Source organism: Amycolatopsis sp. NPDC021455 (genome assembly GCF_040640995.1).
In the GTDB taxonomy this organism is placed as follows: domain Bacteria; phylum Actinomycetota; class Actinomycetes; order Mycobacteriales; family Pseudonocardiaceae; genus Amycolatopsis.
The window spans coordinates 23,985-40,216 of sequence record NZ_JBFACT010000018.1; the positions used below are offsets into that span (position 1 = coordinate 23,985).

General features: G+C 74.3%; 5 protein-coding genes. All 5 read left to right on the forward strand.

Going from position 1 to position 16,232, the window contains the following annotated elements:
• The first annotated feature begins 17 nt into the window (after positions 1-17).
• The 5 genes from AB0G28_RS21765 to AB0G28_RS21785 are packed head-to-tail and all read left to right on the forward strand — an operon-like array spanning position 18 to position 16,230.
• Positions 18-4,559, forward strand: a complete 4,542-nt coding sequence (locus tag AB0G28_RS21765; RefSeq protein ID WP_361091567.1) for a DUF6603 domain-containing protein — start codon at positions 18-20, stop codon at positions 4,557-4,559.
• Positions 4,560-4,579: 20 nt separating this feature from the next.
• Positions 4,580-5,740, forward strand: coding sequence for a kelch repeat-containing protein (locus AB0G28_RS21770; RefSeq protein ID WP_361091570.1), 1,161 nt, complete (start codon positions 4,580-4,582; stop codon positions 5,738-5,740).
• Positions 5,737-9,234: a hypothetical protein gene (locus AB0G28_RS21775; protein ID WP_361091573.1), complete on the forward strand. Its 3,498-nt coding sequence runs from the start codon at positions 5,737-5,739 to the stop codon at positions 9,232-9,234. The genes AB0G28_RS21770 and AB0G28_RS21775 overlap by 4 nt, the downstream gene beginning before the upstream one ends.
• Positions 9,231-14,474, forward strand: a complete 5,244-nt coding sequence (locus AB0G28_RS21780; protein ID WP_361091576.1) for a hypothetical protein — start codon at positions 9,231-9,233, stop codon at positions 14,472-14,474. The genes AB0G28_RS21775 and AB0G28_RS21780 overlap by 4 nt, the downstream gene beginning before the upstream one ends.
• Positions 14,467-16,230, forward strand: coding sequence for a hypothetical protein (locus tag AB0G28_RS21785; RefSeq protein ID WP_361091579.1), 1,764 nt, complete (start codon positions 14,467-14,469; stop codon positions 16,228-16,230). The genes AB0G28_RS21780 and AB0G28_RS21785 overlap by 8 nt, the downstream gene beginning before the upstream one ends.
• Positions 16,231-16,232: the final 2 nt, after the last annotated feature.

Below are 16,232 nucleotides of genomic sequence, written 5' to 3' on the forward strand. Positions count from 1 at the left end.
CCCGGCGGAGGCACCGGATGGCACTGACCGTCGAAACCCTGATGCTCGAGATCGGCCGCGCGTTCGCCCCGCTCGAACAGCGCCTGCGCGGCGCCGAGATCCCGCTCCTGTTCGCCGAGATCGGCCTGCCCGCGCCCGACGTGGTGCTCGGCACGCAGGCCGTGCAGAACGCCGTCGGCGGCGCCGCGACCGCGCTGAGCTCGCTGCCGCGAGTGGTGACGGACCTGGCCGCGGCGATCGACGCCCACGACACCACGCGGATCACCGCGGCGGTGGCCGCCGCGGCACCGATCGTCAAGTCCGTCGCCGCGGCCGTCGACGTCGTCTCCACCGCGATCACCGCGGCGGCGCGGACGGCGGGACCGAACCGGGCCGAGGTCGAGGCGTTCGCCGCCGAGCTGGCGCAACGGCTGTTCGGCTTCGCGCTCATCACCTACCTCGAAGAACAGAAGCCGGTCGCCGGGTACCTGCTCGGGATCCTCGGGATCCTCGAGTCGACCCCGCTGGCGGCGACCCCCGCGGCGCCCGCGCACGTGCGCCGCGTGCTGCGGGTGGACCGGGTGACCGCGCTGCTGCGCGACCCGGTCGGCGTGCTCGCCGACCTCTACGCGTGGGGCAGCCCGGAGTTCGACTGGGACCTGCTGCTGCGGCGGCTCTCGATCTTCCTCGTCGCGGTCACGGACTTCGCCTTCGTGCAGGCCGGGCCGCCGCCGTTCCTGCGCATCGCCGCGGTCGACGTCGGGGTCACCGGCGATCCCGTCCCCGGCGTCGCCGCCGAGCTGCGCCTCGCCACCGACGAGAAGGTGGACCTGACCATCCCGATCGGGGACACGGTCGCGCTGGTCGTGACGTCCGACGCGGCGCTGGAGGAGAAGACCGCCGTCGAACTGCTGCCGCCGGCGCAGCTCCGGGTCGTGCCGCCGACGGCCGAGGTCCGCGGCGGGGTACGGCTGGGCCTGCAGGCACCGTACGCCGACGGGGCACCGCCGATCGTCGTCCTCGGTACGGCGGGCGGTTCGCGGATCGAGGCGCGGCGGCTGCGCACCACGGTCGGCGGAGATCTCGTGTGGAACCCGACCGAGCGGCGGGCCGATGGCGCGCTGGTGTTCGAAGCCGCCGTCGAGGGCGGCAAGATCGTGCTGGACCTGTCGGACGCGGACGGCTTCATCGGCACGCTCCTGCCCGCCGGCAAGATCGAGCTCGACGTCGACTTCACGCTGACGTGGTCGTCCGCCACCGGATTGCGCTTCAAGGGATCCGGCGGCGCCGAGGTGGACGTGCCGGTCGACATCGGCGCCGGGCCGGTGACCCTGACCAGCCTGCACCTGGCCCTGTTGCTGGCTTCCAGTGGCATCACGTTCGAAGCGTCGGGGTCGATCACCGCCCAGCTCGGTCCGGTCTTCGCGGCGGTCGATCGGCTCGGTGCCGTCCTGCGCGTGACGCAGCCGCAGACCGACGGCAGCCTGGGCCTCGCCGACTTCTCCGTCGGGTTCAAACCGCCCACCGGAGTCGGCCTGGCGATCGACGCGGGCGGAATCTCCGGTGGCGGTTTCCTCTCCTTCGACGCCGGGCGCGGGGAGTACGCCGGCGCGCTGGAACTGGAGTTCGCGGACTTCCTCGCGCTGAAGGCGATCGGGCTGATCACGACCCGGCAGCCGGACGGCTCACCGGGCTTCTCCCTCCTGATGGTCCTCACCGCCGAGTTCGGCAGCGGCATCCAGCTGGGATACGGCTTCCGGCTCCTGGCGGTCGGCGGGCTGGTCGGGCTCAACCGCGGGATGAACCTCGCAGCCCTGGTCGAAGGCGTCCGCACCGGCGCGATCGAATCCGTCGCCTTCCCGAAGGACGTCGTCGCCAACGCACCCCGAATCCTCTCCGACCTGGCGCGGTTCTTCCCGCCCGAACAGGGCACGTTCCTGATCGGGCCGATGGCCAAGATCGGCTGGGGCACACCGACCCTCGTGAGCATCTCGCTCGGCGTGATCATCGAGATCCCGGGCACCATCGCGGTGCTCGGCGTCCTCAAGGCCGCGCTGCCCACCGAGGACGATCCCCTGCTGGTGATCCAGGCCCAGTTCGTCGGCGCCCTCGAACTGGACAAGTCCCGGCTGTGGTTCTTCGCGAAGCTGTTCGACTCGCGGGTCCTCACCATGCCCATCGACGGCGGGATGGGTGTGCTGGTCGCCTGGGGCGACAACCCCGACCTGGTCCTGACTGTGGGCGGGTTCCACCCCGCCTACCGGCCACCACCCCTGCCGTTCCCGATCCCCGACCGGCTGTCGGTCGACATCCTCAACCGCAGCAACCAGCTCATCCGCGTCGCCGGGTACTTCGCCATCACCAGCAACACCGTCCAATTCGGCGCCAAAGCCGAACTACGACTGGGCTTCAGCGCCTTCCGCGTCGAAGGCCACCTCGGGTTCGACGCCCTCTTCCAGCTGTCCCCGTTCCGGTTCGCCATCCACATCAACGCCCACGTGACGTTGAAGGCGTTCGGGGTCGGCGCGTTCGGCATCGACCTGGACTTCCAGCTCGAAGGCCCGGCGCCGTGGCGGGCGCACGGCCGGGGGTCGATCGGGTTCCTGTTCTTCTCGATCTCGGCGAACTTCGACATCACCTGGGGCGAGAACCGCGACACCACGCTGCCGCCGGTGGCCGTCCTTCCCTTACTGGCCAACGAAATCGGCAAGACCGAAGGCTGGGACGCCCGGCTGCCGTCCGGGGACAACCGGACGCTGGTCAACCTCCGGCAGCTGCCCGAGACCGGCGAGATCGTGCTGCACCCGCTCGGCACCCTGTTCGTCCGGCAGCGCGCGCTGCCGCTGGGCGTCCGGCTCGACCGCGTCGGCGGGCAGAAGGCCGGTGACGGCAAGCGGTTCACCGTCGACCCGGTGGACGGCGGCGGGCTGAAGCGGGTGTCGTTCACCGGCGACCGGTTCGCGATGGGGCAGTTCCAGACCCTGTCCGACGCCGCCGCGCTGTCCCGGCCCTCCTACGAGACCCAGGACGCCGGCCTGGAACTGACCGCCGACACCGCCCTCGCCACGGCACGGGTCGTGCGCCGCAGCGCGCGCTACGAACTGCACCTGATCGACAGTGCCGCCACCCCGCGGGCGACCAAGCTGGCCGGGCCGCGGAAGCGGTTCCACAGCGTCAGCGGACCGGTCTTCGACGAACTCACCAAGGGCAGCAGCACCAGCCAGGCCGCCCTGTCCACCCGCCAAGCCACGCAAAAACAACCGTTCGCCACGCAAGACACCGTCCGCGTCACCGAACAACGGTTCGTCGTCGCCTACCGCAAGAGCAACCGGCAGGCGTTCCCGCCCGGCGCGATCGCCCGGCCGGGCCGGACCACCGTGACGACGTTCCGGAGCCGGGCGACCGCCGAAGACGCACTCACCGACTTCGTCGCGGCGGACCGCACCCTGGACGGTCTGCTGCACGTGATCCCCGCGGCCGAGGCGGTGGGCTCCCCCGGCGTGCCGGGCACCTGGGCGGGCGCGGGTGTCCTGCCGGCTCCGGTGTCCACTGTGGACGCCGTGCCGCTGGCCACCGGCCGCGTGCTGCTCGCCGGCGGGACCGGCCAGGACGGCGCCGCCATCGCCACGACCACCCTGTTCGACCCGACCGCCGACTCCTGGGCCACCGGCCCGGCACTGGGCACCGCCCGCCGCCGGCACACCACCACCCGGCTCGACGACGGCCGGGTGCTCACGGCCGGCGGCCGGGGCACCGGCGCCGTGCTGGCGACGGCCGAGGTGGCCGACCCGGGCGCGAGCGCGTGGACGCCGGTGGCGGACCTGCGCGTCGCCCGGCACGGCCACTCCGCGACCAAGCTGCGCGGCGGCCGGGTGCTGGTCGCCGGCGGCACCGGCGTGCGGACCGGGCAGGACGACGGCGCCCTCACGTCGTGCGAAGCGTTCGACCCCGGCACCGGCACCTGGACGGCGCTGCCGCCGATGACCGACGCCCGCACCGACCACCAGGCCGTCCTGCTGCTGGACGGCGACGTCCTGGTCGTCGGGGGCGCTGTCCCGTGCGGGAGCGGCCGGAGCGGGCAGCTCGCCTACTGCGAGGTGTTCGACCGGGCGCGGGAGGACTGGGTCGTCACCGGCAGCCTCGCCCAGGCCCGCACCGGGCACCAGGCGACGCTGCTGCCGGACGGCACGGTCCTGGTCACCGGCGGCGACGCGGTCGTCGCGCCCGACGGCACGCTCGACCCGCACAGCCTCGCCACCACCGAGCGGTACGACCCGAAGCACGGCACGTGGCACGCGGCGGCTCCGATGCCGGGCGGCGGGCGCACCGGACACCGGGCACTGCTGCTGAGCTCCGGCGTCGTCCTGGTGACCGGCGGTACCGGCACCCCGGAACGGGCGGCGGGCTACCGCTCCGCGCTGCTCTACGACCCGGACAAGGACACCTGGACGACGGTTTCGGGGCTGCTCACCGGCCGTTCCGCCCACGCCGTCGCCGAGCTGCCCGACGACCGGGTGCTCGTCGCCGCCGGTGTCTCCGGCCCCGACCCCGCCGGCACCGGCGAGGTGCTCATCCCATGACGTCTGCGAAGGAAACCACGATGACCACTCTCACCGCGGCGCTCGGCACCTGGACCAGCGCGCACGACCTGCCCACCCCCGCCGCCTGGTACGGCCAGCACGACGGCGCGGTCGCGCTCGACCACGGGATCGTCCTGGTGGCGGGCGGCGCGGACGCCGGCGGCGCCGCGCTCAGCACGGCCGCGACGCTCGGCACGGACGGCACCTGGACCCCGACCGGCACCATGCGCTCACCGCGCCGGCTGCACACCCTCACCCGCCTGCCGGACGGGACCGTCCTCGCCGCCGGCGGTCTCGGCGGCTCGTCCCCCACCGGGCCGGGGCTCGGCACCGCCGAGATCTACCACCCGGACAGCAACCAGTGGACGTTCACCACCGTCCCGATGATCACGCCCCGCTGGGGCCACAGCGCGGTCCTGCTGCCCGACGGCTCGGTGCTCGTCGCCGGCGGCAGCGCGGCCCGCCCCGGCGGGAGCACCACCGCCCTGCGGTCGGCGGAGCGCTACACCCCGAGCGACGGGAAGTGGCACGAGGCACCGGCGATGACCGACGCCCGCACCGGCCACACCGCCGTCGCGCTCGACGACGGGATGGTCCTGGTCGTCGGCGGCGTCGTGCCGGTGGGCGTCCCCGACGACCCCGCGCTCGCCTTCTGCGAGCTCTACGACTCGGACAAGAAGCAATGGGCACCGACCGGTGCCCTGCTGCGCGCCCGCCGCCACCACCAAGCGACCCGGCTCTCCGGCACGACCGTGCTCGTCACCGGCGGGACCGCGCCGGGTTCGCCGGGCACCGCGCCGTACGACCCGTTCAGCCAGCGCGCGGTCGAGGTGTTCGAGCTGGGCAGCGGAACCTGGACGGAGAAGGCCCCGATGCCGGCCGGGCGGGCGTTCCACCGGGCGGTCCCGCTCGGGCCGGGCCGGGTGCTGGTCGCCGGCGGGGCCGCGAGCGACCGCGACGAAGCCGGCTACCGCAGCGCGTTCGTCTACGACGCCGGCCACGACGAGTGGACGCCGGCCGCCGGGCTCACGACCGGGCGGTGGTCGTTCGCGGCCGCGCCACTCGCCGACGGCGGGGCGGCGATCGCCGGCGGCGTGGTCCGCTCCGGGCTGGCCGCCGCGGACCCGGCCGTCACCGAGCTGACCCCGGCCACCGAGCTGTTCGCCGGCGGTGCCGCGTGAGCCCGAACGCCTACACCTTCCTGCCCTGGCTGCGCACGGGGATCAGCACCAAGGTGACGACCCCGCCGCAGGCCGGCGTGCGGGCGACCGTCAAGGTCCAGCTGCTCGTCTCCGGCGAGCCGATCACCGGCCACGAAACCCTGACCCAGCCGGTGAACCGGGACGTCCAGCTGTACGGGCCCGGCGACGTCGTCGGCGTCGACCCGCGGGCGATCTCGCGCACCGAACCGCGGGCGGGCGTCACCAACTTCGAGCCGAACTACCTGGCGCACATCGAGTTCTCCGAGGAGGACTTCCTCTGGCGCTACAGCCCGGGCGCCGCGGATGGGCACACCGCCCGGCTCACGCCGTGGCTGGCGCTGGTCGTGCTCGCCACCGGCAGCGAGTTCACCGAGGTCCCGAAGGGGGCCGGCCCGCTGCCGGCGATCAGCGTCGCGGACCCGGCCGGCACCCTGCCGCCGCCGGACCAGCTCGGGGCCTGGGCGCACGTGCACGTCAACGGCTCGCTGGCCGACCCGGTCGCCACCGACGGCACGGCCGCCGCGCTGGCCGCGCTCACCGAAGTGGTGCGCACCAACGCCGACAACGCCTGCTCCCGGCTGATCTGCCCGCGCCACCTGCGACCGGGCACCGCGTACGAGGCGTTCCTCGTGCCGACGTTCGAATCCGGCCGGCTCGCGGGACTCGGGCTGGACCCGGCGGTGGCGCCGAACGCGCTGTATTCCAGCTGGGGCCCGCACTACGCGAACCGCCCGGCCGAGGGCGTCCTGCCGTACTACCACCGCTGGGCCTTCGCGACCGGCACGGCGGGCGACTTCGAGTTCCTGGTCCGGCTGCTCCGCCCGCAGGCCCCGGACCCGCGGATCGGCCGGCGGCCCCTCGACGTCCACGGGAAGCCCGGCCTGGACCTGCCGCCCATCACGGACCAGGGTGGCGTGCTGCCGCTGCGGGGTGCGCTGAAAGTGCCCGAACGCGCCGGCGACCCGATCGACCCGGCGGAGAACTGGGACCACTTCGTCGACACCGGCGCGGCCCCGCCCTACCCGCATCCGTTCGAGCAGGCGATGGCCGGCCTGCTCAACCTGGCCGACGACTACCAGCGCCACGAACCCGCGGCAGCGCACGCCGCGAGCCCGGCGGCGACCGCGGGCCCGGACCCGGTGATCACGCCGCCGCTGTACGGACGCTGGCACGCGCTGACGACCAGGCTGCTGAACGACGAGAACGGCACCCCGGTGTCCCCGGAGGTCCTGCGCGGCTGGCTGCACCGGCTCAACCTCGACCCGCGCTTCCGCATCGCGGCGGGCCTCGGCACCCAGGTCGTCCGCGCCCACGACGAGGAGCTGATGGCCGCGGCCTGGGCCCAGGTCGGCGACGTCCTGGTCGCGAACGGCCGGATCCGGGCCGCCCAGCTGGCCCGCGAGGTCGGGAACGTGTTGCAGGCCAAGCACATCGACCCACCGACGGGCAGCGCGCCCGCCGCACTGGCGGCCGCGCCGGCGTCGGCGCCGGGCCGGTCCCTGACGCTCACCGCGCCGGCGCACTCGCGGGTCACGACCGCGGCGAGCAGCAGCAGTTTCGCCGCAGGCGACGGCACCGCCGACGCGGGCGGCGGCAGCGGCAGGCCCGCCGCAGGCAGCCCCGCTGCCACAGCCGACGGCACCGGCAGCCCCACCGCCGCCGGCAGCCGCACCGCTGGCGGCGACAGCGGCAGCCCCGCCGCCGCAGGCGACGGCAGTCCCACCACCGCAGGCAGTCCCACCGCAGGCGGCGACAGCGGCAGCCCCACCGCCGCAGGCGGCGCCACCGGCCGCGACTCCACTGCCGGCCTCGCCGCCGGACCCGCCGCCCTGGGCGCGGGCGTCGGCGCGAGTGGTGGCGCTGGCAGCCGCATTGCCGCTGCGGGTGGCGCCGTCGGCCTCGTCGCCGATCCCGCCGGCCAGGTCGCCGCCGAGTTCCGGGTGGCGAGCAGCCGGGTCGCGGCCGCGCCCGTGTCGCCCGCCATGCGCCGCATCACCCGTCCCGGGTCGCGGCTGATGCGGACGCTGCCCTTCCCCGGGCAGTCCGCGGCCGCTCTGCTGTCCCGGATGGACGCTCCGGTCGACCCGGTCGTCGCGGCGCCCGTGAAGGTCACCCCGGGTGCGCTCGTCACGCCCCGGGACCTGGCCGCCACCCTGCACCCGGCCCAGCCGCCCGGCGCGGACCCCGTCGGTTCCCTGCCGCGCAGCCCGGACTTCGTGCTGCGTGCCCTCGGCGACCCGGTCGCGCCGCACCCCGGTACCTCCGACAGCGCCGAGGCGCAGCGGTTCAAGGCCGCGCTGCGCGAGCTGCACCAGGGCTTCGACGCGGGGGTCGCGGTCGGGCACGTCAAACCCGCGCCACCGCTGGACGTCGTGGGGACGGCCGCCTCGGTGCTCACCGGGCTGAACGCCGAAGAGACCGTGCCGCGTGCCCTGCTCGAAGGATCCGTCAGCCTGCCCGAACGGCTGCGGCCCTTCGCCGCGGGGTTCATCGAGGCCATGGCCTATCCCGTGTTCGACGTACCGGCCTACCGGACGCTGCTGGACATCTCGGTCGACAGCCTCGTCCCGAACCTGAGCCTGCTGCCGCCGAACTCGATCACGCTGCTGGCGAACAACCGCGAGTTCATCGAATCCTTCCTCGTCGGCCTCAACCACGAGATGGCCCGCGAACTGCTGTGGCGGGAGTACCCCACCGACCAGCGCGGGACGCCGTTCCGGCAGTTCTGGGACCCGGTCGCGACGCTGCCGGTGCCGAACGAGACCGCCGGCCTGCGGCGTGAGCGGGGCTACGACATCCCGCCGATCCACGAATGGCCGGCCACGACCCGGCTGGGGGACAACGAAAACCGGCAGCCGGACGACCCGCGCCCCGGTGGCCCGCAACGCGACGACCTCGTCCTGGTCGTCCGCGGCGAGCTGCTCAAGAAGTACCCGACGGCCGCGATCTACGCCCAGCGCGCGCAGTTCCCCGGGAACGACCCGACGCAGCCCCGCGAACTCGCCGACCTGCCCACCGACGGCCTGCCGTCACCCGAGCAGATCCGGCTGCCCCGGTACGAGGCGAAGGTCGAGCCGGACATCTACCTGCTCGGCTTCGACCTCGACGCCGACGAGGCCCTCGGTACGCCGGGGGTCGACCCCGGCTGGTTCTTCGTGCTGAAGGAACGTCCCGGCGACCCGCGCTTCGGCGTCGACGACGGACCGCCCACCCACGTCGAGGTGTGGAACGACCTCACCTGGGACGACGTCGATCCGCACCGGACCGGGTTCCTCGAGCTGGACCCGGCCGTCCAGGTCGCCCTGGGCGACTTCGACCACTCCGACGACGACCGCGAGAAGAAGGACCAGCGCGCCGAAGACGAGAACCTGCCGCTCTGGTTCTCGGGCCTCGGCTCGGCCGACCTCGCCTACATCCTTTTCCAGGTCCCCGTCATGGTGGCCGTGCACGCACAGGAGATGTTGCCGCGATGACCGCCTTGAGTGACGACTTCCCGGTGCTGCTCGGCCCGGTCCGGCTCGAAACCCGGTTCACGCCGACGGAGCTGCTCGTCCGGGTGTTCCCGGACGAGTGGTCGGTGGAAAAGTCCGAAACGAAGCCGACGGTGGCCGAAATCGGCGCGGTCGACGCCTACTGGACCGCCCGATGGGCCGCCGCGAAACGGCCCGGCCCGCTCGCGGCCGCGTGGCAGGAGCTGACCGGGCGGGTCGCCCCGGGACGCGCCGCCTGGCTGCTCACCACCCGCCTCCCGGCTAACCCCGCCGACGAGCCGGCCGCGGTGCCCGGCAGCACCGTCGTGCTCGTCGTCCGGACCACCGCCGCGGTGGCCGCGAACGACAAGGCACCGACCGTCGCGTACTGGACCGCGGTGTGGCGCGCCCACGGCGACCGGCTGCTGCTGCGGCAGGCCGACGCCGCCCTGCGCGCCGCGGTCGGCAACAACGACACGCGGGCGAACGCCATCCGCGCCCGCCGTCCGTCCGGAGTGGACAGTGCGCCGGTGGCCCCGGGCGACGACGTCGCGGTCGCGTTCCTCGTGCTCCCCGCGCCCGCCGCGAACAGCACCGCGGCGGAGTCGTGGACGCAGTCGGCGCGGGCGCGGCTGCTGCCGGACCGCTTCCAGGTCCGCGGGTACCTCGGCGGCCGTCAGGTCGTGTCGGTCACCGGCACGGCGGTGCCGGCGACGCTGCCGGTCAGCCCGGACCCCAACGCCGTCGACCAGATCAGCGTCAACGAGCAGACCGGTGCCCTGCACGTCCCGGACGAGCTGCGCTGGCTGACCGACTTCGACCGCGCCGTCGCGACCGGGATGGGCGTGCGGATCCCGCTGACCGACGAGATCCGCGGCGGGCTCGACCGGCTCGTCGCGTTCGGGCTGCGCGAGCAGTCCGCACCGGCGAAGACCGCTACCGACCTCGCCGACCTCATCACCCGGCAGCTGCGCAGCCCCGACGGCTTCAGCCTGCTGCCGCAGGGCACCCCGACGAACAACACCGACGTGCGCCCCGCGGGGCAGGACCCGGAAGACGAGGCCGCCGCGGCGCTGCGCAGCATCACCGGAGCCGCCACCGCCGCCGCGGCGGACTGGACCGGGCGGACCGACGGCCAGGTGTTCGCCGACCTGCTCGGCCTCGACCGGGCCGTGCTGACCGGGATGCCGAACGCGGACGGCACCGACCAGCGCGACGCGCGCGCCGCCAACACGGCGCTGTGGCCGGCGACCTGGGGCTACTTCCTGCAGACCGCGCTGAACCCGCTGCTCGGCCCGGCCGCGGTCGCCGCCACGCGCGACTTCTTCCTGAAGTACGTGTCCGGCCGCGGCCCGCTGCCGGCGGTCAAGATCGGGCGGCAGCCCTACGGCATCCTGCCGACGACGGTGTTCTCCAAGCTCGCCTACCCGGACTCGGCCTCGGCCCCGCACCGCCGCGCGCTCAACAAGGTATTGACCGCGGCGGGCGTGGACTGGGCGGCGGCCGTCGCCCGGGTGCCACGCCTCGACCCCGGCGCACCCGACCCGCACCAGCGGCTGCTGGACCTCCTGGCGCTGCACCCGACCTCGGCCGAATACCACCAGCGGTACGCCCAAAGCGTCGAGGACCTCTTCAACCGGGAGAACCTCGGCGGGCTGGGCTCGACCGTGCTGCCGGCGCTCGACGCGCTGGGCCTGCCGGGACCGGTGCGGGCGCTGCTCGCCCGGTTCGGCGCGGACACCGGCCCCGGCAAGGACCCGGACCTGCTGCGCCGGCTGTTCACCGACTTCCAGCAGCCGATCCTGGCCCCGCTCGTCGACGACCGCCCGCTGTCGGAGACCGACCCGATCCGGGACTACACCCCCGACCACCGCAACTACGTGCGCTGGCTGGCCGACCTGGCCGGCGGCGACCCGGCGGTCACCGACCTCGACGCGATCCGGCTGGAACTCGGCTTCACCGACGACACCCCGCCGTCGGCGTTGCTGTACCTGCTGCTGCGGCACGCGGTCCTGCTCGGCTGGGACGACGCGGCCCGGGCCCTCGCGAGCGCCGCCGGCATGACCGGACTGTCCACAGCGGACTCGCCGTTCGTGCACGTGCGGATTCCGGGCGCGGGCGAACAGGCGCTCAGCGAGAGCCGGTTCCGGCTGCTGTACTCCCCCGCGCCCGCCGTCACCGGGAACCCGGAGCAGCTGCTCGTCGACTTCATCCCGGGCGTCCTGCGCCGGCCGGGACCGACCGCGGCGCTGGCCGAGCAGGTCACGGCGCTCGGGCTGCTGGCCGGCCTGCCCACGGCCAAGCTGGAGCGGGTACTCGCCGAGCACCTCGACCTGGCCTCCTACCGGCTCGACGCCTGGCGGCTGGGGCTGGCCACCGAACGGCTGGCCGAGCTGCGGTTCGGGCCCGGCGGCACCGGCACCGCGAAGCCGGGGCTGCACCTCGGCGCGTACGGCTGGCTGGAAGACGTCCGCCCCAGCACGGACCCGCTCACCCCCGTCACCCTCACCGGCCCGCTCGCCACCGTGTTCGCCGGCGGAAAACCGTTGCTGCACGACGAAAAGAACGAAGGCTTCGTGCACACGCCGTCACCGGCGCACGCCCGGACCGCGGCGGTGCTGCGCGCCGGCTACGCCGCCAACCGCACGCCGGAAAACCCCGGCACGTTCGCGGTGAACCTCGGCTCCGGACGCGTGCGGGTCGCCCTCGGCATCCTCGCCGGGATGCGGCAGGGCCAGTCGCTGGGCGCGCTGCTCGGCTACCGGTTCGAACGCGGGCTGCACGACCGCCACGCCGAGGCCGAGGTGGACAAGTTCATCGCCGGGCTGCGGCTGAAGTTCCCGCTGCGCGCCGGGAAGATCACCGAGACCGCGGCCGAGCCGGACAAGATCACGCAGGTCGAAGCCGGGAACGTCGTCGACGGGCTCGCGCTGGTCCGCCACCTGAACGGCGCCGGGGTGCCGCAGACCTACCCGTTCGGCCTCGCCGGGCTGCCCGAGGCCGACGACGGCCAGAAGCAGGCGATCAGCGACGAGGCGGCCCTGCTGCTCGACGCCAACGACGCCGTCGCCGACCTCGCCGTCGCCGAGTCCGCCCACCAGGCCCTCGCCGGCAACGTCGAGCGGGCCTCGGCGACGCTCGACGCCTACGCCAAGGACGGCCTGCCGCCCGAGCCCACCGTGATCGAGACGCCGCGCAGCGGCACCACGCTCACCCACCGGTTCGGCCTGCGGCTGCGGACCGGGCTGAACCCGGGCGGCGGCGATTCGCCCCGCGCCAAGGCCGAGCCCGCGGTCGACGACTGGCTGCCCAGCCTGCTGCCACCGCCGAGGTCCGTCGCGGCCCACGTCACCTGGACCGACGAGAACGGGCACCCGCGGCACCACGACGTCACCCAGGAGGAGCTGGACCTGTCGCCGATCGACCTGCTCTGGGCCGTGCGGCCGACCGGCGACCCGGCCATGGCCGAGCTCGACGACCGGATCATCGGGGTCGTCGTCGAGCACGACCACCCGCGCCCGGACGCCGAGCTGACCATCCGCTACACCGAGCGGATCGACGGCAAGATCACGTTCTTCGAGCTGTCCCCGCTGATCATCGCCCTGCGGACGCTGCTGACGACCGGACGGCCGCTGCGGCCGACCGACCTGGTCCCCGCGGCCGGCTCCGCCGCGGTGGACCGGAGTCTCGACGACGCCGTCACGGTCACGAGGCGGCGGCCGGAAGCGGTGCGGGACGCCCTGCACGACCTCGCCGACGACGTGGCCGGCTACATCGCCGACGTGGCCCGGCTCTACCCGGCCTCGCCGGCGCCGCCGAAGCGAGCCGACGTGCTCGACCGCATCGACTCGCTGCTGACGCGGTACGCCGGGCTGGTCACCACCGCGGCCGGCTTCGGCGTGGTCCGCAGCGGCTGGGGGGAGCTGATGGCGTGGCGGCGCGGGGTCTTCTCGGCCGTGCTGGCCGCCGTGGCCACCGTCGCCGACCGGATGGCCGGCGCGCTCGCCACCGCCAACACCCTGCTGACCGCGTACGACGCGCTGCCGAGGTCCACTCCGGACGCCGAGCGCATCCGGTTGCTGCGGCAGGTGGAACGGCTGGTCGTCACGACGCCGGCCGTCGATCCGAAGACGCCGAACGAGTTCCGCTCGGCGGTCCGCCACAAGCGGGACGACTTCGCCGACCGGCTCCACGACCTCCAGGACATCGCGGACATCGACACCTCGAAGCTCAGCGACCTGCTGGACGAGGTCGGGCGCCTGCTGCCGCTGACCGCCTTCGACCCCACCGGCCTCGACCTGACCCCCACGCAGGACCAGGTCGTGGACTTCGGCCGCGAGCTGCTGACCCGGGCCCGGGCACTGCAGACCGAGGTCACCGGCCGGCTGGCGGCGGCGGTCACCGCGCTCACCGGCTTCGACCAGGCCGTGACGCCGCCGGACCGCACCAAGGCCGCCCTCGAAGCCCTGCAGGCGATGCTCGGCACCGACGTCCTCGTGGTGCCCGAGTACCCGGTCCCCGACCAATTGGCCAAGGACCTGCACGACGCCCTGGACGGCAGCGACGACCTGGTGCGGCACCTGACGCAGGCACCGCTGAACCGGGACTTCCCGGTCGACGACTGGCTGCACGGCATCGCCCGCGTCCGCGACATGCCCCGGCTCTGGGAACGCGTCGTCCTGCTCAGCGACGCGCTGCGCGGCGACGGCGGGCTGATCAGCAGCGGCGACGGGGACGCCGAGGACGACGGCGACACGCGGCTGCAGCCGATCCAGCTGCCGCTGCGGCCGGGCGACCACTGGCTCGGCATGGAGTTCGCGGCCGGCGCCGACCTCACCGAAGACCGGCTGCTGTTCACGGCGCACTACGCGACCCAGCCGTCGCGCAACGCCGACAGCGAGTGCGGCCTGCTGTTCGACGAGTGGACCGAGGTGATCCCCGCCGAGCGGGAGACCACGAGCATCGCCGTCCACGCGGACAGCCCGGACTCCGAGCCGCCGCAGGCGATGCTGCTGGTGACCCCGCCGGTGAAGACCGGGACGTGGGCCGCCGACGACCTCGTCGCCGCCGTCAACGAAACCTTCGACCTGGCCAAGACGCGGCTCGTCGAACCGGTGCACCTGGACGACACCGGCTACGCGCAGCTCCTGCCGGCCACCGTGCTGTCGGCCACCCGGCAGCCGATCACGATCAGCACCGACCTGGCGATCGCCAACACCCGCTGGAAGGCAGACCATGAGTGAGCCCCGCATCGCCGACCTCGCCGGCGCGCTGACCCGCCGCGAAAACCCGACGGTCGGGGTCTGGAACCGCCTCGAAGGCCGGCCGCGCACGACCGACTTCTCCCGGGCGTTGCGGGCCGAAGTCCGGGACCCGCTGTGGCTGCTGGCGCGGCAGTGGCAACTGGGCGAGTTCCGCGGCAGCGACGCCGGTTCGCCGGTGACCGCCACCTACTCGGTCACGGCGAGCGCGCCGGGCCGGTTCCGGTCCGACGTCGAGCCGCTCGGCACTCCGGGCCCGCTGCCGCCGGACCGTCCGCTCGAGACGGTCGCCGAGCGGCGGCCGTTGCCGTTCGCGTTCGGCACCGAGCCGATCTCGTTCGACCTGCGCCTGACGCTGGGCCGCCGGTGGCTGCGGCTGCTGGCCCGGGCGTCGGGGTTCCGGGACGCCGCCGGGCAGTTCGTCCGGCTGTACCCGATCACGCTGCCCGGCCCGGACGACGCCGCGCAGCTCGCCCACCCCGAGGTCTGGGCGGCGACGCAGGCGGTGGCCGGCCGCCGGCTGGACGGCTATCTGCTCTACCAGCACCTCAAGGGGGGCGGGAAGGCCTCCGACGGGATCCGGGACCTGTCGCGCCAGCGCCGGACCCAGCTGGACGCGCTCGGCCCGCGGCTGACCGGCTGGTTCGACGACCTCATCGACCAGCCCGGCGGGATCACCCCCGACCGGCCCGCGGGCGACTCGGCGTGGGACCCGCGCCGGCTGGAGCACCGCTTCTCCATCGGGGCCGGCGACCGGGTGCTGTCCGCGCCGGAGTACCCCGGCGGCGAGCTGGACTGGCACGCGTTCTCCTCGGCATCGGGGTCGCTGGGCGGTACTCCCGCACCGGTCACGCTCAACCGGACCGTGTTCCCCTCGCCCGTGCGCTATTCGGGCATGCCGCTGCCCCGCTGGTGGGCGGTCGAGGACGGCAAGACGAACTTCGCCGCGGTCACCCCGGACAGCACCGACCTGGCCCGGCTGATCTTCCTCGAGTTCGCGCTGGTGTTCAGCAACGACTGGTACCAGCTGCCGTGCGACCTGCCGGCCGGCACGCTCGCGACGGTCCAGGGCCTGTGCGTGACCGACGTGTTCGGCGAGCGCCGCTGGATCACCCCGGCCGGCGCCGCCGAGCACTGGTCGATGTACACCCTCGGCGACGGCCCCGGCCTGCTGCTCCCGCCCGGCACGCCGAAGGTGGCGACGGGCCCGGCGCTCGAGGACGTGGCCCTGGTCCGCGACGAGAGCGCCAACCTGGTGTGGGGTATCGAGCAGACGGTCCGCACGACGACCGGCGAAGGCCGCTCAGGCGACGAGATGGCGGCCGAATCGCTGGCGTTCCGCCGCCGGCGTCACCCGGACCCGGCGCCGGACGCCCCGCGCGCGCCGATCGCGTACGAGGCGATGAGCTCGGTGCCGGAGAACTGGATCCCGTTCATCCCGGTCCACGTACCGGGCGACAGCCGGGCGATCCAGCTGCAGCGCGCGGCGATGCCGAGCGAGGTGGACGCGAGCCTGATCCGCCCGAGAACGGCGTTGCTGCGCGAAGGTTTCGACCGCGGCGACTCGTACTTCGTCAACGAGGAGGAAGTCCCGAGGTCGGGCACCCGGTTGACGGTCTCGTACAACCGGACCAGGACGAAGACCGGCCGGGTGGCCCTCTGGCTGAGCGTCCGCCGCGACGTCGGCCGCGGAGAACGCTCGAGCGGCCTGGCGTTCGACCTGGCGAAGGGAACGTGACC